General features: G+C 50.4%; 22 protein-coding genes and 1 tRNA gene. 18 read left to right on the top strand and 5 right to left on the bottom strand.

The window, feature by feature from the left end; all coding sequences use genetic code 11:
- Positions 1 to 284: 284 nt before the first annotated feature.
- The 6 genes from mepS (at position 285) to yejF (ending at position 8,387) form a co-directional block, all read left to right on the top strand.
- Entirely contained in the window at positions 285 to 851 is a 567-nt protein-coding gene (mepS, locus tag WBL83_RS14855; protein WP_424589866.1) for a bifunctional murein DD-endopeptidase/murein LD-carboxypeptidase, read from the top strand.
- Positions 852 to 1,093: 242 nt separating this feature from the next.
- Entirely contained in the window at positions 1,094 to 2,680 is a 1,587-nt protein-coding gene (locus tag WBL83_RS14850) for a cyclic di-GMP phosphodiesterase (protein ID WP_424589865.1), read from the top strand.
- Between the two features lie 179 nt (positions 2,681 to 2,859).
- Positions 2,860 to 4,668, top strand: a complete 1,809-nt coding sequence (locus WBL83_RS14845) for an extracellular solute-binding protein (RefSeq protein ID WP_424589864.1) — start codon at positions 2,860 to 2,862, stop codon at positions 4,666 to 4,668.
- Between the two features lie 8 nt (positions 4,669 to 4,676).
- Positions 4,677 to 5,774, top strand: a complete 1,098-nt coding sequence (locus tag WBL83_RS14840) for a microcin C ABC transporter permease YejB (RefSeq protein WP_424589863.1) — start codon at positions 4,677 to 4,679, stop codon at positions 5,772 to 5,774.
- Positions 5,771 to 6,796 (top strand): microcin C ABC transporter permease, encoded by a 1,026-nt coding sequence (locus WBL83_RS14835; protein ID WP_424589862.1) that lies wholly within the window; start codon positions 5,771 to 5,773, stop codon positions 6,794 to 6,796. The genes WBL83_RS14840 and WBL83_RS14835 overlap by 4 nt, the downstream gene beginning before the upstream one ends.
- 1 nt (position 6,797) lies before the next feature.
- Positions 6,798 to 8,387 carry a microcin C ABC transporter ATP-binding protein YejF gene (yejF, locus tag WBL83_RS14830; protein WP_424589861.1) on the top strand — a complete coding sequence of 530 codons (1,590 nt, stop codon included), beginning with the start codon at positions 6,798 to 6,800 and terminating at the stop codon, positions 8,385 to 8,387.
- Between the two features lie 16 nt (positions 8,388 to 8,403).
- On the opposite strand, the gene WBL83_RS14825 is transcribed toward yejF, so the two are convergent.
- The 3 genes from WBL83_RS14825 to rsuA form a co-directional block, all read right to left on the bottom strand.
- Positions 8,404 to 8,748, bottom strand: a complete 345-nt coding sequence (locus WBL83_RS14825; RefSeq protein ID WP_424589860.1) for a YejG family protein — start codon at positions 8,746 to 8,748, stop codon at positions 8,404 to 8,406.
- Between the two features lie 342 nt (positions 8,749 to 9,090).
- The gene (locus WBL83_RS14820) at positions 9,091 to 10,293 is read right to left on the bottom strand and encodes a Bcr/CflA family multidrug efflux MFS transporter (protein WP_424589859.1); all 1,203 of its coding nucleotides are present in this window, start codon (positions 10,291 to 10,293) and stop codon (positions 9,091 to 9,093) included.
- A gap of 15 nt (positions 10,294 to 10,308) precedes the next feature.
- A complete protein-coding gene (gene rsuA, locus WBL83_RS14815) occupies positions 10,309 to 11,016 on the bottom strand; it encodes a 16S rRNA pseudouridine(516) synthase RsuA (protein ID WP_424589858.1) in 708 nt (235 codons plus the stop codon).
- 186 nt (positions 11,017 to 11,202) lie between these two features.
- On the opposite strand from rsuA, the gene WBL83_RS14810 reads away from it, so the two are divergent.
- Positions 11,203 to 12,963, top strand: coding sequence for a DEAD/DEAH box helicase (locus WBL83_RS14810; RefSeq protein ID WP_424589857.1), 1,761 nt, complete (start codon positions 11,203 to 11,205; stop codon positions 12,961 to 12,963).
- Between the two features lie 126 nt (positions 12,964 to 13,089).
- On the top strand, positions 13,090 to 13,374 hold the full coding sequence (gene rplY, locus WBL83_RS14805) for a 50S ribosomal protein L25 (RefSeq protein ID WP_183269964.1): 285 nt from the start codon (positions 13,090 to 13,092) through the stop codon (positions 13,372 to 13,374).
- A 49-nt stretch (positions 13,375 to 13,423) separates the two neighbouring features.
- On the opposite strand, the gene yejK is transcribed toward rplY, so the two are convergent.
- Positions 13,424 to 14,431 carry a nucleoid-associated protein YejK gene (gene yejK, locus WBL83_RS14800; RefSeq protein WP_183269965.1) on the bottom strand — a complete coding sequence of 336 codons (1,008 nt, stop codon included), beginning with the start codon at positions 14,429 to 14,431 and terminating at the stop codon, positions 13,424 to 13,426.
- Positions 14,432 to 14,689: 258 nt separating this feature from the next.
- Here yejK and WBL83_RS14795 point away from each other — a divergent pair, with 258 nt between their 5' ends.
- From WBL83_RS14795 to WBL83_RS14780, 4 genes are all read left to right on the top strand, one after another.
- On the top strand, positions 14,690 to 14,917 hold the full coding sequence (locus tag WBL83_RS14795) for a YejL family protein (RefSeq protein ID WP_424589856.1): 228 nt from the start codon (positions 14,690 to 14,692) through the stop codon (positions 14,915 to 14,917).
- A 19-nt stretch (positions 14,918 to 14,936) separates the two neighbouring features.
- Positions 14,937 to 16,700, top strand: a complete 1,764-nt coding sequence (yejM, locus tag WBL83_RS14790; RefSeq protein WP_424589855.1) for an LPS biosynthesis-modulating metalloenzyme YejM — start codon at positions 14,937 to 14,939, stop codon at positions 16,698 to 16,700.
- Between the two features lie 74 nt (positions 16,701 to 16,774).
- Positions 16,775 to 16,851 (top strand) — tRNA-Pro (locus WBL83_RS14785).
- 145 nt (positions 16,852 to 16,996) lie between these two features.
- Positions 16,997 to 18,277, top strand: a complete 1,281-nt coding sequence (locus WBL83_RS14780) for a DUF445 domain-containing protein (protein ID WP_424589854.1) — start codon at positions 16,997 to 16,999, stop codon at positions 18,275 to 18,277.
- 42 nt (positions 18,278 to 18,319) lie between these two features.
- On the opposite strand, the gene WBL83_RS14775 is transcribed toward WBL83_RS14780, so the two are convergent.
- Positions 18,320 to 18,469, bottom strand: a complete 150-nt coding sequence (locus tag WBL83_RS14775; RefSeq protein ID WP_064512573.1) for an AcrZ family multidrug efflux pump-associated protein — start codon at positions 18,467 to 18,469, stop codon at positions 18,320 to 18,322.
- A 128-nt stretch (positions 18,470 to 18,597) separates the two neighbouring features.
- On the opposite strand from WBL83_RS14775, the gene modE reads away from it, so the two are divergent.
- The 6 genes from modE to galM all read left to right on the top strand — a co-directional run bounded on the left by modE (position 18,598) and on the right by galM (position 25,448).
- A complete protein-coding gene (gene modE / locus WBL83_RS14770) occupies positions 18,598 to 19,389 on the top strand; it encodes a molybdenum-dependent transcriptional regulator (RefSeq protein ID WP_424589853.1) in 792 nt (263 codons plus the stop codon).
- A gap of 86 nt (positions 19,390 to 19,475) precedes the next feature.
- The gene (gene modF, locus WBL83_RS14765; protein ID WP_424589852.1) at positions 19,476 to 20,957 is read left to right on the top strand and encodes a molybdate ABC transporter ATP-binding protein ModF; all 1,482 of its coding nucleotides are present in this window, start codon (positions 19,476 to 19,478) and stop codon (positions 20,955 to 20,957) included.
- Positions 20,958 to 21,189: 232 nt separating this feature from the next.
- Positions 21,190 to 22,206, top strand: coding sequence for a UDP-glucose 4-epimerase GalE (gene galE, locus WBL83_RS14760; protein ID WP_424589851.1), 1,017 nt, complete (start codon positions 21,190 to 21,192; stop codon positions 22,204 to 22,206).
- A 9-nt stretch (positions 22,207 to 22,215) separates the two neighbouring features.
- Positions 22,216 to 23,262 carry a galactose-1-phosphate uridylyltransferase gene (gene galT / locus WBL83_RS14755; protein ID WP_424589850.1) on the top strand — a complete coding sequence of 349 codons (1,047 nt, stop codon included), beginning with the start codon at positions 22,216 to 22,218 and terminating at the stop codon, positions 23,260 to 23,262.
- Positions 23,263 to 23,265: 3 nt separating this feature from the next.
- Positions 23,266 to 24,414, top strand: a complete 1,149-nt coding sequence (galK, locus tag WBL83_RS14750; RefSeq protein WP_424589849.1) for a galactokinase — start codon at positions 23,266 to 23,268, stop codon at positions 24,412 to 24,414.
- A complete protein-coding gene (gene galM, locus WBL83_RS14745) occupies positions 24,408 to 25,448 on the top strand; it encodes a galactose-1-epimerase (RefSeq protein WP_424589848.1) in 1,041 nt (346 codons plus the stop codon). Before galK ends, galM begins: the two co-directional genes overlap by 7 nt.
- The last annotated feature ends 203 nt before the right edge of the window (positions 25,449 to 25,651 follow it).

Here is a 25,651-nt window from a genome sequence, read left to right as displayed (position 1 = left end):
TCAATAACGCTTAACAAATACGCAATATTTCTTATCATTTTTTAACATCACAATTTCTTATAAAAAAACGGATAAAAGCTCTCGCCACGCCAGTGTTGATAGGGTAACCTCGGATACGTTTTGTGCTTAAAGCCAAATCATTCGCAGTGTGAATAAATTTGTGCGTCATACCACAGTTTTGCTCATAAGCATTTGTTTCATGACGCTCAGGTAATTAGTCTCGTCACGTTGGCATTTTGTATAACGATATTTATCGTTAAGGACTTCAAGGGATAACAAACATAATGGTCAAATCTCAGCCTATTTTGAGATATATCTTGCGGGTAATTCCCGCCGTTGCTGTGGCAGTAATGCTGTCAGCATGTAGTTCGACAAACACCGCAAATATGCATTCTGAGACGCATGCAGTCGGCAATAAAGATGGTTTTTTACTGCAAGCCTCTCAGGATGAATTCGAAGAGATGGTCCGTAATGTAGATGTGAAATCACGTCTCATGGATCAATATGCAAGCTGGAAAGGCGTTCGTTATCGTCTTGGTGGCAGCAATAAAAGCGGTATTGATTGTTCTGCATTCGTGCAGCGTACATTCCGTGAACAATTTGGTTTAGAGTTGCCTCGTTCAACTTCTGAACAGCAGGATTCAGGTAAATCGATTTCACGTAATAAATTACGTACTGGCGATTTAGTTCTGTTCCGCGCAGGTTCAACCGGTCGACATGTTGGTATTTATATCGGCAATAATCAGTTTGTACATGCTTCCACCAGCAGTGGTGTGACGATTTCAAGCATGGACGAACCGTACTGGAAGAAGCGTTATAACGAAGCACGACGCGTACTGAGCCGCAGTTAATGCGGTTCTTGCAGACAGTTAATCCCTTGGCTGATTGCAAGAAAACAATTCGACGAGACAAGAAACGCTGCTTATGCAGCGTTTTTTATTGCCTGAAATTCAGTGAGTGCAAAAAGTAAACGTTTATAAAATGATTATAATTTACGTTCGAAACTTTATGACGCTATGCCACTTTTTGCGTTATAGTCCGAAAAAACACATATAAACAATAAGTCTCTTGCGCTTGCAGGAACCCTTAAGCCATGTTTTCTAAAAATATTTTTTCACGTTATTTTACCTCCGTCCGGCAAATTGCCGCCTTCAGTATTTTGGCGGGTATTCTTGCCGCGCTACTGATTGGTGGAATAACCAGCCTGACGCTGCATAGTAAGCGCGAGGCAAGCTACGACACGCTGACTTCAGATATACGTGATTACCTCAGCCACTTTTTCAGTGAGCTTCAGACCAGCAGCAGCGGCATCCAGCCCTTAACGCTTTCCGATTGCCATCATGTCTCCGGTGAACTCACCTCACTTGCCGCATTTAACGTCAACGTTCGCGCCTTTGTATTAGTGCGTAATTACGAAGCTTATTGTTCTTCTGCCACCGGCAGTATGTTGATGGATATGCGTCAGCTGGTCCCGGATATCGACCTCAACAATGAGGTTGATCTTGATATCATGCAGGGCACACCGATGATGCCAGGCAAGCCGACCATTGCCGCGTGGTTTAAAAATCCGTTGATTTCTGGTCACGGTGTTTTCGCCACTCTGAATGTGAATCTCACCCCGTATTTATTATTCAGCACTCGCCAAAGCGATATGGTTTCAATGGCGATCATCGTGGGAGGTAAAGCCTTAACCACGACCTCCAATCATGTATTAGATGCCGCAATGCTGCCGGCACATCCCACGCGTATTATTAGCATTCAGGGATACCCCATCAAATTAGCGCTGTATGGCGAAACCTGGCCTGTGGAAGACATTCAAATCTCCATTCTGACGGGTTTAATTTTCGGCATACTTATCGGGGCATTGTGCGCCTGGTTGCTGACAGTGCGCTTACGCTCAGGCAAAGAGATCCTGACCGGCATTAAACGCGGGCAATTCAGTGTGGTGTATCAGCCAGTGGTGAATGCCAAAGCGCTAAAAATGTCGGGTGTTGAAGTGTTGATGCGCTGGAATCACCCGATTGCTGGCCCTATTCCGCCAGATGCGTTTATCGCCTTTGCCGAAGCCCAGCAATTGATTGTCCCCCTCACCCGCCATTTGTTTGAACTGATTGCGCATGATGCCAAAAAACTTCAGCATATTTTACCGGCTGGCGCGCGACTCGGTGTTAACCTGGCTCCCAGCCATTTGCACTCCTCAACCTTCAAAGAAGATATTCAGGCTTTTGCCGCTTCGTTGCCGCCTCGTCATTTCCAGCTAATTTTTGAGATTACCGAACGCGATATGGTTAAGGAAAACGAGGCCAGTTGCCTGTTTACCTGGATGCAAGAGCAGGGATATGAAATTGCTGTAGATGATTTTGGTACCGGGCACAGTGCGCTTATCTATCTCGAACGCTTTAAGCTCGACTATCTCAAGATTGACCGTGGCTTTGTTAATTCGATTGGCTTTGAAACCGTCACCTCTCCAGTGCTCGATGCGGTGCTGACCCTTGCCCGCAAACTCAGTATGACGACCGTCGCTGAAGGGGTTGAGACCCCTGAGCAAGCCAAATGGCTGATTGACCAGGGCGTGAATTACCTGCAGGGTTACTATCTCGCTCGTCCTATGACCCTTGAGCAATTACAGGTATGGGAAGATCAGAAAAAAGATTTCGAAGAGTTGCTTAGCCGCGATTAAATTCCCGTGCTGACAGACAATCTCCACGGTCGACAACGATGTCGCTTGAAGTATCACGAGCATAACTTATGATTTACCATCATGACGTTATAATGCGGTGGTACGTTACCTGGATAGTGATATTGTTTCGGGATGAAACAATTAGGTAATCTCCTCCCTGACAAGGAATGACCTATACGATGTTTGCCCGCATCCTCGCCCTGCTCAGCCTCTGCCTGATTGCTGCGTCAAGTCAGGCTGAAAACATCAAGGAAAGTTATTCCTTTGCCGTTTTAGGTGAGCCTAAATACGCCATAAACTTCACGCAATTTGATTACGTCAACCCCGCAGCCCCAAAGGGCGGGAACATCACGCTGTCAGCGATTGGCACCTTTGATAACTTCAACCGTTACGCGCTACGTGGCAATCCTGGCGTGCGTACCGAAGCATTGTATGACACACTTTTTACCACCTCCGACGATGAACCTGGCAGCTATTACCCGTTGATCGGAGAAATGGCGCGCTATCCCAGCAATTTTGCCTGGGCTGAAGTCGAAATTAATCCCCGTGCCCGTTTTCATGATGGGACGCCCATCAAAGCCAGCGATGTCGCTTTCACTTTTAATAAATTCATGACGGAAGGTGTGCCGCAATTTCGCCTGGTTTATAAGGGTGCAAAAATGCGTGCTATCGCGCCTTTAACGCTGCGTATCGAACTGGCGCAACCCAGTAAAGAACGGATGCTTGGGCTGTTTTCGCTGCCGGTGTTTCCTGAAAAATTCTGGAAAGATCACAAGCTCAGCGACCCGCTTTCTTCTCCTCCTCCCGCCAGTGGCCCTTATAAAATAACGGCATGGCGCATGGGGCAATACATTACCTATTCTCGTGTCAGAGACTATTGGGCCGCTAATTTACCGGTCAACCGTGGGCGCTGGAATTTTGACTCAATCCGATACGATTATTATCTCGATGACAACGTGGCTTTTGAAGCCTTTAAAGCAGGTGCCTATGATTTTCGAAACGAGGCGAGCGCAAAGAATTGGGCAACCCGCTATACCGGAAAGAACTTTGCCAATCGGTACATTGTAAAAGAAGAACTTCCCAACGAGGCCGCGCAGGATACTCGCTGGCTGGCGTTTAATATCCAGCGCCCCATTTTTGAAGACCGACATGTTCGCGAGGCGATTGGCCTGGCATTTGATTTTGAATGGATGAACAAAGCGCTGTTTTATGGCGCGTACAACCGGGCGAACAGTTATTTCCAGAATACGGAATATGCCGCGCGGGAGTATCCGAATGCAGATGAACTGACTCTGCTGGCGCCAATGAAGGATGAACTACCGCCAGAGGTGTTCACTACTATCTACAATCCGCCAAAATCGCGCGGCGATGGCTTTGACCGTGACAATCTGCTCAAGGCCCTGAACTTGTTGAAAGCGGCGGGATGGGAACTAAAGGACCAAAAACTCGTCAATGTTAAAACTGGCAAACCGTTTAGCTTCGAGTTGTTGATTGGCTCCACCGGCAACACACAATGGGTTTTACCGTTCCAGCATAATTTGCAACGGCTGGGTATCACTATGGAGGTGCGTCAGGTGGATAACTCGCAACTCACTAACCGCTTGCGTACCCGTGACTATGACATGATGCCGACACTGTACAGCGCGATGCCTTATCCCAGTGCCGATGTGCAAATTTCATGGGCGTCGGAATATGTCGACTCGACTTATAATGCACCGGGTGTGAAAAGCCCGGAGGTCGATAAACTGATTGCTCAGATTGTGGCTAATCAAGGCGATAAACAAAAACTGCTACCCTTGGGACGCGCGCTTGACCGGGTGCTGACATGGAATAATTACATGATCCCAATGTGGTACATGGCTGCAGACCGCTTAGCCTGGTGGGGCAAATTCTCCAAACCGGCCATCCGTCCGTTATATACGACAGGTTTCGATACCTGGTGGTATGACGTTAACAAAGCCGCTCAATTACCGGCTAACCGGCGTTAAGGGCATCCATGGGAAGTTATCTGTTACGTCGCTTGCTGCTGATAATCCCGACGCTGTGGGCCATTATCACCATCAATTTTTTCATCGTACAGATTGCACCCGGTGGCCCGGTGGACCAGGCAATCGCGGCGATTCAGTTTGGCCACGGCGCAGGCGTCCCAGGTTTATCGACGGACAACATGGGCAGCGGCCATGCGCGAGTCGGCGTCGGCAACCCTGGCGACAGCCAGTATCGTGGCGCACGTGGCCTCGACCCGGAAGTCATTGCTGAAATCACTCACCGCTATGGTTTCGATAAACCAATTCATGAACGCTACTTCAAAATGCTTGGCGATTATTTGCGTTTTGACTTTGGCGACAGCCTGTTTCGTAGCGCTTCGGTTCTGCATCTGATTAAAGACAGCTTGCCGGTGTCTATTTCGATCGGTTTGTGGAGCACCTTAATTATCTACATGGTATCGATTCCGCTGGGTATCCGAAAAGCAGTCAGTAACGGCAGCTCTTTTGATGTCTGGAGTAGCACGTTTATTATCATCGGCTACGCGATCCCCGCTTTCTTATTCGCAATCTTACTTATTGTCTTGTTTGCGGGCGGAAGTTATCTGGACTGGTTCCCGCTGCGTGGCCTGGTTTCGACTAATTTCGATTCCCTGCCGTGGTACGGCAAAATCTTTGACTATCTCTGGCACATCACATTACCGGTGCTGGCAACCGTGGTAGGTGGTTTTGCCACCCTGACGATGCTGACTAAAAACTCGTTTCTGGATGAAATTCGCAAGCAATACGTGGTCACTGCGCGAGCTAAAGGGTTGGATGACAGCAAAATTCTCTATCGCCACGTTTTCCGCAACGCCATGCTGTTAGTGATCGCCGGTTTTCCTGCCACGTTCATCAGTATGTTTTTTACCGGCTCTTTGCTTATCGAAGTGATGTTCTCGCTCAACGGGCTGGGCTTGCTGGGTTATGATTCCACCATTTCCCGCGACTATCCGGTGATGTTTGGCACCTTGTATATTTTCACACTGATTGGTTTGCTGCTGAATATTCTGAGCGACATCACCTACACGCTGGTTGATCCGCGTATTGATTTCGAGGGTCGTGGATGAAGCAGTTAAGTCCTGTGAATCAAGCCCGCTGGGCACGGTTTCGCCATAATAAGCGCGGCTATTGGTCGCTGTGGATTTTCGCGATTCTTTTTTTGCTGACGCTCGGTTCAGAGCTTATCGCCAATGACCGTCCATTGATCGTGCATTACCAGGAAAGTCTGTATTTCCCGTTTATCGCCGATTACAGCGAAAGTGATTTCGGTGGCCCGCTGGCAACACCTGCTGATTATCAGGATCCCTGGCTTGCAGAACGCCTGAGCCAGAAAGGATGGGTCCTGTGGGCACCGATCCGCTTTGGCTACAATGCGATTAACTTTGCCACCACCGTCCCCTTCCCTTCGCCACCAAGCCGTCAAAACTGGCTGGGGACGGATGCCAACGGCGGCGACGTGCTGGCGCGGATCCTTTATGGCACCCGTATTTCCATTCTTTTCGGCCTGATGTTGACGATCTTATCCAGCATGATTGGGATCCTGGCCGGTGCAGTGCAAGGTTATTACGGCGGACGCGTGGATTTGTGGGGGCAGCGATTTATCGAAGTCTGGTCGGGTATGCCGACCCTGTTTCTCATCATCCTGCTTTCAAGCGTTATCCAGCCAAATTTCTGGTGGCTGCTCGGCATTACCGTACTGTTTGGCTGGATGAGTCTGGTGGGTGTGGTGCGCGCTGAGTTTTTGCGTACCCGCAACTTCGATTACATTCGTGCAGCCCAGGCCATGGGCGTGAATGACTGGTCGATAATCACCCGCCACATCCTTCCCAACGCCATGGTCGCTACGCTGACATTCCTGCCATTTATCCTTTGCGGTTCGATTACCACCCTCACCTCACTGGATTTCCTCGGCTTTGGTTTACCGCTCGGCTCGCCGTCACTCGGTGAACTGCTGTTACAAGGTAAAAATAATCTTCAGGCGCCGTGGCTTGGCATCACCGCATTCCTTTCGCTGGCCATCTTACTGACTCTCCTCATTTTTATTGGCGAAGCCGTGCGCGACGCCTTCGACCCGAGCAAGGTGTACTGAGATGAAAACGCCACTGCTATCCATCAATCACCTGTCTGTTGCTTTCCAAAGCGGCAATACTATCCGACAAGTGGTGGATGATTTATCCCTTGAAGTGAATGCCGGTGAAACGCTGGCGTTAGTCGGGGAATCGGGTTCCGGGAAAAGCGTGACCGCGTTATCCGTGTTGCGTTTGCTGCCTGCACCGCCGGTGATTTACCCGTCAGGAGAGATTTTCTTTAAAGGCCAGGAGTTGCTGCATGGACCTGAGCGGACACTGCGCAGCGTTCGTGGCAATAAAATCGCCATGATTTTTCAGGAACCAATGGTTTCGCTTAATCCCCTTCACAATATCGAAAAGCAACTTTACGAAGTATTATCGCTTCATCGGGGCATGCGCCGGGAAGCGGCTCGCGCTGAAATGCTGACCTGTCTTGATCGAGTAGGCATTCGCAACGCGGCAAGCCGTTTAACCGACTTCCCGCATCAGCTTTCTGGTGGAGAACGCCAGCGCGTGATGATTGCCATGGCGTTGCTGACACGCCCGGAATTGCTGATTGCAGACGAACCCACCACGGCACTGGATGTCACGGTTCAGGCGCAAATCCTGCAATTACTGAAAGAACTCAAGCAAGAGCTGAACATGGGGCTGCTGTTCATCACCCATAACCTGAATATCGTCAAAAAGCTGGCGGATAACGTTGCCGTGATGCGCAACGGAAAATGTGTCGAACAAAACTCAACCGCCCAATTGTTATCGGCACCGCAGCACCCTTACACCCAACAATTGCTGGCCGCAGAACCAGGCGGCACGCCACTTCCGGTCGATGAAACCAGCACACCGTTATTAACGGTTAATGATTTACAAGTCGCTTTCCCGATTCGCCGTGGGTTACTTAGAAAAACGGTGGGCCACAACTACGGGATAAAAAATCTGAGTTTTGCGCTACGTGCCGGTGAAAGCATCGGGCTGGTTGGGGAGTCTGGTTCGGGGAAAAGTACGACCGGGCTTGCGTTGCTACGCCTGATTCACTCCAGTGGAGAGATTTGGTTTGACGGCAAACCGCTGCACGATCTTAATCGCAAAAAACTGCTGCCGTTGCGTAGCCGCATCCAGGTGGTGTTCCAGGATCCCAATTCTTCGCTTAATCCGCGGCTTGATGTTTTGCAGATCATTGAAGAGGGTTTACGCGTCCATCAGCCTGCGTTAAGTGCAGCAGAACGCGAACAGAAAGTGATCGTCGCGATGCAGGAAGTGGGGTTGGATCCGGAAACCATGCACCGTTATCCGGCGGAGTTTTCAGGCGGGCAAAGACAGCGCATCGCCATTGCCAGGGCGCTCATTTTACAGCCGGAATTGATTATTCTGGATGAGCCGACGTCATCTCTTGACCGTTCGGTACAAGCGCAAATTCTTGCATTGCTGAAATCGTTACAAGAAAAACATCAGCTGGCCTACATTTTTATCAGCCATGATTTGCGCGTGGTGAAATCGTTATGCCATCAGATTGTGGTATTGCGGCAGGGAGAAGTAGTCGAGCAAGGGGCATGTCAGCAGATATTTGCTGCGCCGCAGGCGGAATATACACGCCAATTACTTGCGCTTGCCTGACTCGCTGGATTTACAGTCAAAAAGGATTCGCGCTGGAGAAAGACTCAGCAATCGCTACGCCAAAGTTTTTCAGGCGGCATGTTGCTGCCAGTTCATCCTGGTCATTCACAAATAAACACGGTTCACCTTCGCATTCCACCACCGAAGAATCCACTTCGATATCGCGCAGGGCAAGGCTCAACTTGTGCATCGTCGGCCACGCAGCATCACTGCTATCGCTCAGCAATTTAAGGCCAATCAGGCAATTTTCAGCGTTAGGCCCATTTTGCGGAATCGGTTCAACTCTGGAACCTGCAAAACCCGCCAGCCAACGATACCTGTGCGGTAAACGATGAACGATGGAAAGCTGTAACGTATTCACTATGGTATTCCCCTGGAAAAACTCAAAATATTTTCACAAACGATTTACATAAAGGTTAACACAATGTTGATGATTTGTGTGTAAACACAGTTGAAACCGCCTACATCCGTTGTAATTATTTGTCTACCATTTCATATCTAACGTTTTAGTTTTGTGGTGCTGCACACGTTTCGGCGCTATATGTAACGCTTTCTTCGATCTAACTCAACCTTTTTAACTACAAGAATGTGACTTTTTGTTGTTGAGGCATTTACATTTGAGAAACAAATTGTAGGCGTTTGGAAGGAATTTTTGTTGATTTGGATTAAAGAACGGGCATCCGGCGATGCCCGTTTTTGCATTTTAGGATTTTGTTGCGGAGAGCCGAGGACGGCTGGCGTAGAGATAGAAAACGATGGAACAGGTTGCGCACACCGCAATCGACCAAATCATTGGCCACGCGGAGTTAAAGGTCGCGATAGACAACAACGCTCCGGTTAACGCACCGATACCAAAGCGGAACGTGCCCGCCAGTGAAGACGCCGTCCCTGCCATATGGGGAAACTCATCAAGAATGACCGCCATCGCATTTGACGACACCATCGACACGCAACCCACAAACACGGCAATGCCCAATACCATCGACCAGAAACCTAACCCCAGCCCCGTGCTCGCGACCAGCCAGATTGCCATGGCAAATTGTACAAACAACCCGAAGCGGAACATCGCCAGTGGCCCAAAGCGGCGTACAAAGCGGCTGTTAATCAGCGTCATTAAAATCAAGAACACAATGTTAAGCGCGAAGTAGTAACCAAAGTGCTGTGGCGCGACATGATTAAGTTCGATGTAAACAAATGGCCCGGCGCTCAAAAATGAGAACATCGCCGCAAAGCTAAAGCCACTTGCCAGCATATAACTCAACACCCGTTTGTGGCGGAACAGCGTGGCGAAGTTACCGATCGTGGTGCGCAAATGAAACTTCTGCCGCCGTTCGACCGGTAGCGTTTCATGTATCAGGAAGAAAATCATCGCTGATGCCAGTAGAGCTGCTAGTGCCAGAATCCAGAATATGGCATGCCAGCTAAACCACACTAGCACGGCTCCACCCACCATTGGCGCCACCAACGGCGCAATCGTGGTGATCAACATGACGAACGACATCATGCGTGAGAACTCTTCTTTCGGATAAATATCGCGCATCAGGGCATTGATAACGACGCTTGCGGCTGCCGCAGCAAGACCATGCAGAAAACGCATCGCAATCAAATGATCAATCGTTTGTGAGAGTGCACAAGCAATCGCCGCCGCCGCAAAGACTAACGTACCGCCAAGCACTACTGGCTTTCGGCCAATGCTGTCAGCCATTGGGCCATAAAATAGCTGGCCGATAGCGAAGCCGAGAATATAGGTACTTAGCGTCATTTGCGCGCTGCCAGCGGGCACGCCAAATTCCGACGCGATGACCGGTAATGCTGGCAGGTACATATCGATTGATAACGGCATCAACATGGCCAGCAGGCCAAGGATCACCACAATACCAATTGACGAGTTTTGCTTACTACTCAACACATCCTCCTGAAATCAACGCGGCGGCATGCCTACGCTAGCAATTTCTTCTTCGGTTAACTGACGGTACTCGCCAGGTGCGAGATCCGCATCCATGGCAATCGCGCCAATACGCTCACGATGTAAACCCACCACATGATTGCCCACGGCCGCGAACATGCGTTTTACCTGGTGATAACGCCCTTCGCTGATGGTCAGACGGACTTCCAGCGGGGTAATGACTTCCAGTACCGCAGGCAGCGTCAGATCTTTTTCATTATGCAGTTGAACGCCAGCAGCGAATTGTTCTGCCGTGTCATCGGAGACTGGATTCTCAAGCGTCACTAAATAGGTTTTTTCACAATGATGGCGTGGAGAAGTAATACGGTGTGACCATTGGCCATCATCGGTCATCAGCACAAGACCTGTGGTGTCGATATCCAGACGCCCAGCAGCATGCAGTTTGTGCGCCATCGGCTCATCCAGGAAATAGAGCACGGTTGGATGATCCGGGTCTTCGGTCGAGCAAACATAACCCTGCGGCTTATTAAGCATAAAGTAGCGAGGGCCGTTTTGTTGCGTCAACGAGCGGCCATCAAACTCAACCTGATGTTCAGGATTCAGTTTGAAAGAGGCGTCACGCACCACTTCGCCATCAATGGTGACACGGCTAGCACGGATTTCACGGCCAGAAATAGCACGGCTCACACCAAGCTGCTGAGAGATAAATTTATCGAGTCGCATTAAAATATTGCCTGTTTCATAGAGGTGCCAGCATTGAAGGCTGACAGGGCAAAAGCCCATTTTATAAGGGTATAAATCGTTTGCCTGTTAATTAGTTTGCCAGTATAGCGAGATAGAAAAGTCTCTCAAGGTAAAACGTTTCTCATGGCATAATTGAGCGTGTTATTTCCCCGAGTCTGAGAGTTTATGTCTTTTACCCTGCGCCCTTATCAACAAGAAGCCGTCGACGCCACCCTGCACTACTTCCGCCAACACATCACACCCGCGGTGATTGTGCTGCCGACGGGTGCCGGAAAAAGTCTGGTGATTGCCGAGCTCGCACGGGTGGCCCGTGGGCGCGTACTGGTACTGGCGCATGTCAAAGAGTTGGTCGCGCAAAACCACGCTAAATATTGTGCATTAGGACTGGAAGCTGACATTTTCGCGGCTGGCCTGCAGCGCAAAGAGAGCCACGGCAAAGTGGTTTTTGGCAGCGTACAGTCGGTGGCGCGAAATCTGGAACAGTTCCACGGTGAGTTTTCCTTGCTGATTGTTGATGAATGTCACCGCATCGGCGATTCCGACGACAGCCAGTATCAGCAAATCCTTGCCCATCTGCGCACCGCAAACACTAAATTGCGCCTGCTCGGGTTGACCGCCACACCTTATCGACTGGGCAAAGGATGGATTTACCATTTCCACTATCACGGTATGGTTCGGGGCAATGAAAAAGCCCTGTTCCGTGACTGTATTTATGAATTACCGCTGCGCTACATGATAAAGCATGGCTATTTAACGCCGCCCGAGCGGTTGGATATGCCAGTAGTACAGTACGATTTTAGCCGCTTGCAGGCGCAATCTAACGGCTTGTTTAGTGAAGCAGACCTTAATCGCGAGCTTAAACAGCAAAAGCGCATTACCCCGCATATCATCAGCCAGATTGTTGAGTTTGCCGCTGACAGACGTGGCGTGATGATTTTTGCCGCAACGGTTGAACATGCCAAAGAGGTCACCGCCCTGCTGCCTGCAACCGATGCCGCACTGATTACCGCCGATACCCCAGGCCCCGCGCGCGATACCTTAATAGAAGCATTCAAAAACCAGCAATTCCGGTTTTTGGTCAATGTTTCGGTGCTCACCACTGGCTTTGACGCTCCCCATGTTGACCTGATTGCTATTTTACGGCCGACCGAGTCTGTAAGCCTGTATCAGCAAATTGTGGGTCGTGGATTGCGCCTGGCGCCAGGAAAAAAGGATTGTTTGATTCTGGATTACGCCGGCAATCCTCATGATTTATTCACGCCTGAAGTCGGCGCGGCGAAAGGCAAAAGCGACAATGTGCCGGTGCAGGTATTTTGCCCATCCTGTGGGTTTGCCAATACGTTCTGGGGTAAAACCACCAGCGATGGCACCTTGATTGAACATTTTGGCCGCCGCTGCCAGGGCTGGTTTGAAGATGATGACGGGACGCGTGAACAATGCGATTTCCGCTTCCGCTTTAAAAACTGCCCGCAATGCAACGCCGAGAATGACATTGCGGCCCGTCGCTGCCACCAGTGCGATCAGGTTCTGGTCGATCCGGATGATATGTTAAAAGCGGCGTTGAAATTAAAAGACGCGCTGGTTTTGCGCTGTAGCGGAATGACGCTGCTGCACGGTGGCGATGATAAAGGCGACTGGCTGAAAATTACCTATTTCGATGAAGATGGCGCGGACGTCAGCGAGCGGTTCCGGCTGCAAACACCCGCCCAACGTATGGCGTTTGAACAGTTGTTTATTCGGCCGCACAGCCGTACACCAGGTGTGCCGCTACGCTGGATAAATGCCGCTGATGTAGTCGCGCAGCAATCAGCACTTCGTCACCCGGATTTTGTCGTAGCCCGCAAAAACGGCAACTTCTGGAACGTGCGGGAAAAGGTATTTGATTACGAAGGCCGCTTCCGCCGTGCGAATGAATTGCGCGGCTGAAGGTTCTTTTGATTGAAGAGCATGCCAGATATGGCTATAATCCCGCCCGCTTTTGCATCCGCAAAGCAGAAAACTTTCCTGTTGCTGGGTCGCCTGTAACAGGATTATTTAAGAGAGAAACAGTTAATGTTTACTATCAATGCAGTAGAACGCAAAGAGCAGGGCAAGGGTGCGAGCCGCCGCCTGCGTGCAGCTAACAAATTCCCGGCAATCATCTATGGTGGTTCCGAAGCTGCGATCTCTATCGAACTGGATCACGACAACGTAATGAACCTGCAAACTAAACCAGGTTTCTACGAAGAAGTTCTGACTCTGGTTGTAGACGGTAAAGAAGTTAAGGTTAAAGTTCAGGCTGTTCAGCGTCACCCGTTCAAGCCAAAACTGAGCCACATCGACTTCGTTCGCGCTTAATCGCGAATTTAGCTCGAAAAAAAACCCGCTTCGGCGGGTTTTTTTATGGTTACTTGCCTGAACTCCGGCGCTGCAACTGATCGCGCAGATTCGGCGGCGTGCCTTTAATGGTCAGCGTATCGGTCGCTGGATCCCAGAAAATACGCTCGCCTAATAACATCGAATCAAAGTTAATCGTTAACCCACCACCGCTACCGGCAAATTTGGTTAACTGACGCAGCGTGCTACGGTCAGCCGGGAAACTCTCTTCCAACTCATAGCCTTTATCAGCAGTGAATTGCTGGAAGTTTTTGTCATCGACTGCCCATGGCAACTCATCGGCAAGCGACGAAAGCTCAATCTCTTCTCCCGCCTGGAGTTGCTCATTACAGTAAGCATAAACCTGCTGACGCGCCGCCTGACGTTCGTTTTTATCCAGTTGCGCTTCGTTAGTGAAATCATCTAACGCCTGCAACAGGCCCTTGTTTTGCGCTTTGGCGTTCAACCCTTCGCTGGCACCGAGGAAATCCATAAAGAAATCGGCCACTTTGCGCCCTACTCGCCCTTTCAGGAAAGTCAGGTAACGGGTGGATTCAGGATTAGTTTCCCACTCGGTCAAATCAATACGCGCCACAATATCTGCGTGATTGATGTCAAGATAATGCGTGGAACTGATGTCCAGCTCTTCGTTGACGCGCATGCTGCTTAAATTATTCAGCACCGCCACCAACAAATATTCCACAGCTAAATAGCGATACTGGCAAAACAGCACGATGCCGCCATCCGCAAAAGGATACTTGGCCAGTTCATCACGCAAGCGACCCGTCGCTGCACGACTGAACGCCAGGAAATCCTCATCGCCTTTACGCTGCGAGCGCAAGGCTTCTGCTAATTCACTCTCTTCGCTGAACAGGCCATATGCTTTATTTTTTGCACTGTAGACGCGGTGCAATTCGGCCATCATTTCTTCTACGGCGCCGTTCGTTGCCAACAGAGAATCGCGCAGCACAACTTCAAGTGTCTGTTCGCCGCGTTTGATCAACTGGTGTAAGGCAATCTGGTTGATATCCAGACTCATGGTAAACTCTCCTTTTAGACTCGGCGGTATTCAACCATTGGCGGAAGCCTTGTGCAACCTCCCCTAAATAATTCGGGCTGCAAGAAGGCGGCAATTGAGTGAATCCGGATGAGCTTACTCCATTAAGTGATTCGGGTGAGTGAAAGCAGCCAACGCACGTGCAGCTTGAAGTATGAAGGGGAAAGATAAAAAAGCAGAAAAACAGGTCCTTCTACGGTAAGATAACGCCCTTTCCCGAATCTAATTGATTGTTAATTTATGCCACAAATATCCCGTTATAGTGACGAACGCGTCGAAGAACTGTTGAGTGAACTGGCGAGCGTGCTGGAAAAGCACCAAACGCCAACCGATCTTTCCCTGATGGTACTGGGAAATATGGTCACCAACCTGATTAACACCAGCGTAGCTTCTGCTCAGCGCCGCTCGCTGGCTCGCTCATTCGCTGAGGCGTTACAAGCCTCCGTGAGCGAAGACAAAGCTAATTAAGGGATTGTAGTTACACGTTATGGTGACTAACCGTCAGCGCTACCGCGAAAAAGTTTCCCAGATGGTCAGTTGGGGACATTGGTTCGCCCTGTTCAATATCCTGCTGGCAACGCTGCTGGGTAGCCGCTATCTGTTTGTCGCCGACTGGCCGACAACGCTCACGGGTCGTATTTATTCCTGGCTGACGGTTATCGGCCATTTCAGCTTTGTGGTTTTCGCCACTTATTTGCTGATCCTCTTCCCCTTGACGTTTGTTGTGATGTCACAACGTTTGATGCGATTTGTCTCGGCAGCGCTTGCCACCGCAGGCATGACGCTGCTGCTTATCGACAGTGAAGTCTTTACTCGCTTCCATCTCCATCTTAATCCGATTGTCTGGGAACTGGTGATTAACCCCGACCAGAGTGAGATGGCGCGAGACTGGCAGCTAATGTTTATCAGCGTGCCGGTGATTTTGCTGATTGAAATGCTGTTTGCGACCTGGAGTTGGCAGAAACTGCGCAGCCTCGGGCGGCGCAGGCATTATGCCAAACCGGTCGTGGTACTGTTTTTTGTCGCCTTCTTTAGTAGCCACATTATGTATATCTGGGCGGATGCGAACTTCTACCGCCCGATTACTATGCAGCGCGCCAACCTCCCGCTTTCGTATCCGATGACGGCTCGCCGCTTCCTCGAAAAACATGGCTTGCTGGATGCAAAAGAGTACCAGCGTCGCCTCGTGGAACAGGGTAATCCTGAAGCCGTTTCGGTGCAGTATCCGCTCAGTGACCTGCAATTCCGCGATATGGGAACGGGCAGTAATGTATTGCTAATAACCGTTGATGGTCTGAATGCCGAACATGTGCAGAAAGATTTGCCAAACCTCAGCCAGTTCGCGAGCAACAACATTAACTTCACGCAGCATATGAGCGCGGGTAATGGTACCGATAACGGCATCTTTGGCCTGTTCTATGGTATCTCACCGGCCTATATGGACGGTGTTTTATCCTCGCGCATCCCTGCGGCATTGATTACGGCATTGAACCAGCAAGGCTATCAATTGGGGCTTTTCGCCTCCGATGGCTTCGACTCTTCAATGTATCGCCAGGCTTTGTTATCTGACTTCTCTCTGCCTTCTGCGCAAAGTCAGTCTGACGCACAGACCGCCTCGCAATGGATTAACTGGTTGACGCAGTACGCCTCTGAGGATAACCGCTGGTTCTCCTGGGTCGCCTTTAATGGCACCAGCATCACGGCAGACAGTAATCAGCAAGCCTTTGCGCGTCGCTATGCCCGCGCAGCAGGCAGTGTTGATGAGCAAATTAAACGCGTACTGGATGCGCTGGAAGCTTCCGGTAAGCTCCAGAATACGGTGGTGATTATCACCGCAGGTCACGGTGTACCACTGGGTAAAGAGCAAGACTCTTTCGCCTGGTCGCGTTCGCGTATTCAGGTTCCACTGGTTATCCACTGGCCGGGTACTCCTGCGCAAAGCATCGCAAAACTCACCGATCATCAGGATGTGATGACCACGTTGATGCAACGTCTGCTGCACGTCAAAAACCCGGCAAATGAGTATTCACAGGGTGAAGACCTGTTTGCTGCCACCCGCCGCAATAACTGGGTAGTAGGCGCGGACAATAATAGCCTCGCGATTACGTTGCCGACCATGACGCTGGTACTTGATAACAACGGCAATTATCGGATGTACGATTTAAAAGGCGAAACCATCAAAGAAACCAAGCCGCAGCTGGGATTACTGCTGCAAGTGCTGACCGACGAGAAACGCTTCATCGCTAATTGATTGTTTATTTATGAAACAGTTAGCCATGCGTAATCTTGCAAACCATGACAGAAAAGGTAGTATTATTTTTCAGTCGGCACGTAGCGCAGCCTGGTAGCGCATCGTCATGGGGTGGCGAGGGTCGAGAGTTCGAATCTCTCCGTGCCGACCAGAAATCTTTTAGAAAAGCAGCCTGTTATGGCTGCTTTTTTATTGCCTGTAATTTGGATTACCTGGAATAAGTTCACGTCAGTAACGCTTTAATCGCACGTAAATTAGTGCTACCGATTCAGCCTTCACCGTTCTATGCTTAGTTGATGGAGAAAATAGCTGAACTGAAACGAACTAAGCGCCTTGCGCTGTCCTTACTGCTGATTGCTGCTGTAACGTTTGTGATCACCCTCTTTTTACCACCCAACTTCTGGGTTAGCGGCTTAAAAGCCATTGCAGAAGCTGCGATGGTGGGCGCGCTTGCTGACTGGTTTGCCGTTGTCGCGCTATTTCGTCGTGTACCCATTCCCTTTATATCTCGCCATACGGCGATTATTCCGCGTAATAAAGACCGGATTGGCGAAAACCTCGGCATCTTTGTGCAAGAGAAGTTTCTCGATACTCAATCCCTGATTGCGCTGATTCGTCGTCACGAACCCGCACATATGATTGGCCAGTGGTTCAGCAAACCCGAAAATGCTCAGCGGGTGGGTCAGCATTTACTTCAGGTGATGAGCGCCTTTTTGGAGATGACCGACGATGCTCGTATCCAGCGCTTGATCCGCCAGGCCGTACACAAGGCGATTGATAAAGTCGATTTGACCCATTCAAGCGCCCTGCTATTGGAAAGTCTGACTAAAAATAACCGCCATCAGGAACTGCTCGATTCAGTTATCGCTCAAATGCTCGCGCTGATTAAACGTGAAAGCACACGAGTATTTATTGCCCGCCAGATTGTCCACTGGCTGGAAACAGAGCATCCGCGCAAAGCCAGAATGTTGCCAACAGAGTGGCTTGGAGAACACAGCGCTGAGCTGGTTTCCAGTGCAGTAAATTCATTTTTAGATGACGTTAGCCACGATCAGGGGCACCAGATCCGCCAGGCATTCGATCGCGCAACCTTAAAGCTCATCGAAAATCTGAAGCACTCGCCACAAATGGCTGAAAAAGCGGACAGCATTAAAAGTTATCTGAAAGAAGATGAAGCATTCAATCGCTATCTGGGTGAGCTGTGGGGAGATTTACGCCAATGGCTGAAAGTTGACGTCAACTCAGATGACTCGCGTTTGAAACAGCGGATTGCTGAAGCTGGGCAGTGGTTGGGGGAAACACTGGTTGCTGACAGCGCGCTACGAGCCTCACTGAATGAGCATCTGGAACAAGCTGTACAAAAAATGGCACCGGAGTTCGCCACATTCCTGACTCGTCACATTAGCGATACGGTAAAAAGTTGGGATGCACAGGATATGTCTCAGCAAATCGAACTGAATATCGGCAAGGATTTACAGTTTATCCGCATTAACGGCACGCTGGTTGGGGGTTCTATCGGGCTGGTTTTGTACCTGTTATCACAGATACCTGCGGCACTGCCGTTACTGAATTTATAGGCGGGGATTAAGACAACGCCCGCTTAAGCGGGCGTTAGGAAATCAATGGTTTTGTTTCGGTTGGTCGTTATGACCGACTTTTGAGAAGACGTTAAAGACTTCACCCAATCCATAGATAAGTCCGAGGATCACCGCCATAACGATTGGCACCATGACCACGGCAAACACCAAGCTTTTTAATAACTCTAACATGGATGCCTCCAACAAAAGTGAGAACGAGTATTCTAACCACCTGACAGAAAAACGCACTCTCCTTTTGTGCCATTTGCCCATCCTGCCGCAATAGAGGAAAATGACTTTTTTATTATTGCGGAGAGGTTATGCAAGCTGAAATTTTACTGACGCTGAAACTCCAGCAGCGGCTGTTCGCCGATCCACGTCGTATCGCGCTACTTAAACAAATACAACATACCGGCTCAATTAGCCAGGGCGCAAAACTTGCAGGCATAAGCTACAAAAGTGCCTGGGATGCCATCAATGAGATGAATCAGTTAAGCGACGTGACGCTGGTTGAGCGGGCGACGGGCGGTAAAGGCGGCGGCGGTGCGGTGATTACGCGTTATGGCGAACGCCTGATTCAGCTGTATGAATTACTCGCGCAAATCCAGCAAAAAGCTTTCGATGTCCTGCGAGATGACGCCCTGCCCCTCGACAGCCTGCTTGCCGCCATTTCTCGTTTCTCACTGCAAACCAGCGCCCGTAACCAGCTTTTCGGCACGGTTCTGCACCGCGATAGCGAACAAGTGCAGCAGCATGTTGATATTCTGCTGGCTGATGGCACCACACGCTTGCGTGCAGCGGTGACCCGCCAAAGTGCCGAGCGTCTTGGGTTGATTTCCGGCAAAGAAGTACTGGTGCTGATTAAGGCACCGTGGGTGGAGATCACCACCGATGCGAAGCAGGCCAGCAGTGCCGATAATCAACTCACCGGCATTATCAGTAAAATTCAGCAAGATCCTGAGCAAAGCGAAGTGTTGGTTCAGTTGCCAGATGGACAAACGCTGTGCGCAACGGTGCCTAATCACGTGGCAGAAACCCAGAAACTGGTAGAAGGTGCTGAAGCCATAGCATTTTTTAATGCTGATCGCGTGATTATCGCCACTCTGTGCTAAAAGCGCCCAGCGAATTGACAATAACGCAGGCAATCCGTAAATCTGGAGTAAATCACTGCAACCGACTCTAAAGATTGGGATAATAAATGTCTGCGTTACATATTTCGCAAGGGATCTTCCACCTCAACGATACCCGAACTCTCGCCCTCAACGATTTAACCATTAACGCCGGTGAAAGCTGGGCGTTTGTCGGTGCGAACGGTAGCGGGAAATCGGCACTGGCCCGCGCGCTCGCCGGATCCCTGCCCCTGCAAAAAGGCAAACGTCAGTGCAGCTTTACCCGCATTGCGCACCTTTCATTTGAACAGCTGCAAAAGTTAGTCAGTGATGAATGGCAGCGCAACAACACCGATTTATTGAGTCCTGACGAGAACGATACAGGCCGCACCACGGCTGAAATTATTCAGGATGAAATCAAAGATGACGCCCGCTGCCACCAGCTGGCGGAGCTTTTTGGCATCACCTCTTTACTCACCCGCCGTTTTAAATACCTTTCGACCGGTGAAACCCGCAAAACTCTACTCTGCCAGGCGCTAATGGCACAGCCTGATCTGCTTATTTTTGATGAGCCATTTGACGGGCTGGATGTGAAATCTCGTGAGCAACTCGCTGGGTTATTAGGTGAGTTGAGCACGCAAGGCTACACCGTGGTGCTGGTGCTTAACCGCTTTGATGAAATTCCTGATTTTGTCCAATATGCTGGCGTGCTGGCCGATTGTGCGCTGATTGAAGTGGGTGAAAAGAAAAAGCTACTCGAACAAGCGCTGATCGCGCAACTGGCTCACAGTGAAAAACTGGCGGGCGTTGCGCTGCCGGAAGCCGACGATCCGAGCGCTCGCCACACCTTACCCAGGGATCAACCGCTCATTGTTCTACGTGACGGTGTTGTGGAATATAACGACAGGCCAATCTTGCATAAACTGTCCTGGACGGTAAATCCTGGCGAACACTGGCAAATCGTGGGTCCAAACGGTGCCGGTAAATCGACATTACTCAGTCTGGTGACGGGCGATCATCCCCAAGGCTATAGCAACGATCTGACATTATTTGGCCGTCGTCGTGGCAGTGGCGAAACCATTTGGGACATCAAAAAGCATATCGGTTACGTCAGCAGTAATTTGCATCTGGATTACCGAGTCAGTACCTCGGTGCGAAACGTGGTTCTTTCTGGCTATTTTGATTCGATTGGTATTTATCAGGCTGTTTCTGACCGCCAGCAAAAACTGGCTCGCCAGTGGCTGCATATGCTCGGTATGGACAATGCCATCGCCGACGCCCCATTCCACAGCCTTTCCTGGGGTCAGCAACGCCTTGCCCTGATTGCTCGTGCATTAGTGAAACATCCAACACTTTTAATTCTTGATGAACCACTGCAAGGCCTTGATCCACTCAATCGCCAGCTCGTGCGTCGTTTCATTGATATTTTGATTGGCGAAGGGGAAACCCAGTTGCTGTTCGTTTCTCACCACGCTGAAGATGCCCCAGAATGCATCACGAAGCGCCTGACCTTCGTTGCTGATGGCGAGATTTATCGCTATCAAACTGAAGATTTATCATCCCCTCAATAAGAATCATGGATGTCGCTTGCGCTGATTTTTTACATCAGACGGATTAGCGCAGCGACTTTCAGACAACCTGCAACATCATGTCAGTGCCCCTTTGTTTTATAATCATTTTTTTCGATAGTGACTGTGTTGCAAAGATGCGTGTAAACGATTCCACTAATTTAGCACATGTCACACTTTCGACATCTCTGTTATGCTATGTTTATTACATACCATACGCGTAATGGAGCGACAAATGAGAGTATTGGTAACAGGTGGTAGCGGTTACATTGGCAGTCATACCTGCGTGCAACTGCTACAAAATGGTCATGACGTCGTCATTCTGGATAATTTGTGCAACAGCAAGCGTAGCGTTCTGCCAGTCATTGAACGCCTGGGCGGCAAACACCCTCTGTTCATCGATGGCGATATTCGTGATGAAGCGTTGCTGGCTGAAATCTTCCACGATCATCAGGTCGATGCCGTTATTCATTTTGCTGGCTTAAAAGCCGTCGGCGAATCGGTTAACAAACCGCTGGAATACTACGACAACAACGTTACCGGCACATTGCGCCTGATTTCTGCCATGCGCGCTGCCAATGTCACCAACTTCATCTTCAGCTCTTCCGCCACCGTGTATGGCGACCAACCTCAAATCCCTTACGTTGAAAGCTTCCCAACTGGCACACCTGCAAGCCCTTATGGCCGCAGTAAGCTGATGGTTGAACAGATTCTGGCTGACCTGCAAAAAGCGCAGCCAAAGTGGAGCGTGGCGCTGCTGCGTTACTTCAACCCCGTTGGTGCACATCCATCAGGGGATATGGGTGAAGATCCACAAGGCATTCCAAACAACCTGATGCCGTATATCGCGCAAGTTGCCGTTGGACGTCGTGATTCGCTGGCCGTCTTTGGTAATGATTATCCAACCGAAGATGGAACCGGCGTGCGCGACTACATTCACGTGATGGATCTCGCCGATGGTCACGTGGCCGCGATGCAAACGCTACAAGGTAAACCTGGCGTGCATATTTACAACCTCGGTGCAGGTATTGGCAGTAGCGTGCTGGACGTCATCAACGCTTTCAGCACCGCTTGCGGAAAACCGGTCAATTATCACTTCGCCCCGCGTCGTGATGGCGATCTCCCTGCGTATTGGGCTGATGCCAACAAAGCCGACAATGAACTTAACTGGCGTGTCAGCCGGACTCTGCAAGAAATGGCAGATGATACCTGGCGCTGGCAGTCCCGCCATCCTCAAGGTTATCCAGACTAAGGAAATGTGATGGAGCAGTTTAACCCGGTGGATCATCCACATCGCCGTTTTAACCCACTGACCGGACAATGGATTCTGGTGTCCCCGCATCGCGCTAAGCGCCCATGGCAAGGGGCGCAGGAGACACCATCAAATGAAACATTACCGGCCCATGATCCGGATTGTTTCTTGTGTCCTGGAAATACGCGCGTCACTGGTGATAAAAATCCGCAATACACCGGCACATTTGTTTTTACTAACGATTTTGCTGCGTTAATGACCGACACCCCCGATGCGCCTGACAGCAGCGACCCGCTTTTGCGTTGTGAAAGCGCACGCGGCACCAGCCGGGTTATCTGTTTCTCACCGGATCACAGCAAAACTTTGCCGCAGCTTTCAGTCCCTGCACTGGAAGAAGTGGTGAAAACCTGGCAAGAACAGACTGCGGATTTAGGGAAAACCTGGCCGTGGGTGCAAGTTTTTGAGAACAAAGGTGCGGCCATGGGTTGCTCCAATCCGCATCCGCATGGCCAGGTTTGGGCCAACAGCTTCCTGCCAAATGAAGTCGCGCGTGAAGATGTGTTGCAGCGTGAGTACTTCGCGGAAATAGGTTCGCCAATGTTGGTCGACTATGTTCAACGCGAACTCAAAGACGGCAGCCGGACGGTGGTTGAAACGGAACACTGGATTGCCGTGGTGCCTTACTGGGCTGCATGGCCGTTCGAAACGCTACTGCTGCCGAAAGCCCATGTCCTGCGTATCACCGACCTGACTGCGGAGCAGAGCAGTGATTTAGCGCTCGCGCTTAAAAAACTGACCAGCCGTTACGATAACCTCTTCCAGTGCTCCTTCCCCTACTCTATGGGCTGGCACGGCGCTCCGTTTAACGGAGAGGAAAATGGTCACTGGCAGTTGCATGCTCACTTCTATCCGCCGCTGCTACGTAGCGCAACAGTGCGTAAATTTATGGTCGGCTACGAAATGCTGGCTGAAACCCAACGTGATTTAACCGCAGAGCAAGCCGCAGAACGCTTGCGTGCCGTTTCCGATATCCACTTTCGCCAATCCGGAGAATAAAAAATGAGTCTGAAAGATACTACCCAACACATCTTCGCCGAAAAATTTGGTTATCCGGCGACCCATGCGATTCAGGCTCCGGGCCGCGTTAACCTGATTGGCGAACACACTGATTACAACGATGGTTTTGTGCTGCCTTGCGCTATCGACTACCAGACAGTGATCAGTTGCGCTAAGCGTGATGACCGCATGGTGCGCGTGATTGCCGCAGATTATGACAATCAAATTGATGAGTTTTCTCTCGATAAACCGATTATGAGCCATGACACGCAGCAGTGGTCAAACTATGTGCGCGGCGTGGTTAAGCATCTACAAAATCGTGATAAAAACTTTGGCGGCGCCGATTTAGTTATCAGCGGTAACGTGCCACAAGGTGCAGGTCTTAGCTCATCGGCATCACTAGAAGTGGCTGTCGGGACGGTATTCCAGAAGTTGTATCACTTGTCACTTGATGGGTCACAAATCGCATTGAATGGCCAGGAAGCAGAAAACCAGTTCGTGGGCTGTAACTGCGGCATCATGGATCAGCTGATTTCTGCACTGGGCAAAAAAGATCATGCATTACTGATCGATTGCCGCACGCTGGGTACCAAAGCGGTTTCCATGCCAAAAGGCGTGGCCGTGGTCATCATCAACAGTAACTTCAAACGCACGCTGGTAGGCAGCGAATACAACACCCGCCGCCAGCAATGCGAAACCGGCGCGCGCTTCTTTACTCAGAAAGCGCTGCGTGACGTGGAGCTCTCCAAATTCAACGCTGTGGCACATGAATTGGATCCAATTGTCGCTAAGCGAGTGCGCCACGTTCTGACAGAAAATATCCGCACCGTTGAAGCCGCTGATGCGCTGGCAAAAGGTGATTTACAACGTATGGGCGAATTGATGGCCGAATCTCACGCCTCAATGCGTGACGATTTCGAAATCACCGTACCGCAGATTGACACCTTAGTGGACATCGTGAAAGCAACTATCGGGGATAAAGGCGGTGTGCGTATGACTGGCGGCGGTTTCGGCGGTTGTATCGTGGCGTTGATGCCTGAAGATTTGGTTCCTGCAGTGCAACAAGCGGTCGCCAAACAGTACGAAGCCAAAACTGGCATCAAAGAAACTTTCTATGTCTGTAAAGCTTCGGAGGGCGCTGGCCAATGTTAAAAGAAACGCCACAGCTCGCACCTGACGGACAGCCATTCCGCATCTCCACCCTGCGCAACAGCGCGGGGTTAGTTGTCTCGGTCATGGACTGGGGCGCTACCCTGCTGTCGTGTCGTGTACCGATGAAAGACGGAAGTGTCCGCGAAACATTGCTCGGCTGCGAAACTCCGGAAGATTACCTCATTCAGTCGGCTTATCTGGGTGCAACCGTTGGGCGCTATGCCAACAGGATTGCCAACAGCGAGTTTAGCCGCGATGGCGTCACCGTAAATGTGGCGGCGAATCAGGATGCCCATCAGTTACATGGCGGGCCTGACGGCTTCGACAAACGTCGCTGGCGTATTGTGCGTCAGAACGACCATGAAGTGCTCTACACCCTGGATTCCCAGGATGGCGATCAGGGTTATCCAGGGGAGTTACGCGCAACAGCACGCTATGCGCTCACCGAAGATAATTGCATTACCGTTGAGTTTCGCGCCAAAACCAGTAAAGCGTGCCCGGTGAATCTGACCAATCACGCCTACTTTAACCTCGACGGCAAGCAGAACGATATTCGTCAACATCGCCTGCAACTAATGGCCGATAGCTATTTGCCGGTCGACAGCGAGGGTATTCCGCAGGCCGGGCTGAAGGATGTGGAAGGCACCAGCTTTGATTTCCGCAGCGCGAAAACCATCGCTGATGATTTCCTGAGTGATAACGACCAGGCGTTGGTCAAAGGCTACGACCATGCGTTCTTGTTGCAGGCTCAGGGCGATGCCAGCCAACCGGCAGCACATCTGTGGGCAAGCGATAATAAACTGCAAATGACGGTCTTCACGACGGCTCCTGCCTTACAGTTTTACAGCGGTAATTATCTGGATGGGACGCCTGCGCGCGAGCAAGGCACCTACAGTGCTTATCAAGGTCTGGCGCTGGAAAGCGAGTTCCTGCCTGACAGCCCAAATCACCCGGAATGGCCACAACCTGATTGCTGGTTGCAGCCTGATGATGAGTATCTGAGCATTACGGAGTATGAGTTCATTCCGCTATAAGTCTCTCGCCCTCCCCCAGGGAGGGCAATTCTTATTCGAATCGCTGGATTTCCCGCCATTTAGCGACAAAAATATAACAACCATTCACATCCACCTTACACTTCGCACTCTTTTTCGCTATGTTAAACGATTACCATTGCCGCTCGCCCCTTCGCGGCAATATAATGATAATCGTTATCATTAATCGCAGGCTTATTAAGGAG

Source organism: Buttiauxella sp., from assembly GCF_049686335.1.
Classification (GTDB): Bacteria; Pseudomonadota; Gammaproteobacteria; order Enterobacterales; family Enterobacteriaceae; genus Buttiauxella.
The sequence above is the reverse complement of the archived record's forward strand: the minus strand, read 5'-3'. Positions and strand labels throughout refer to the sequence as shown.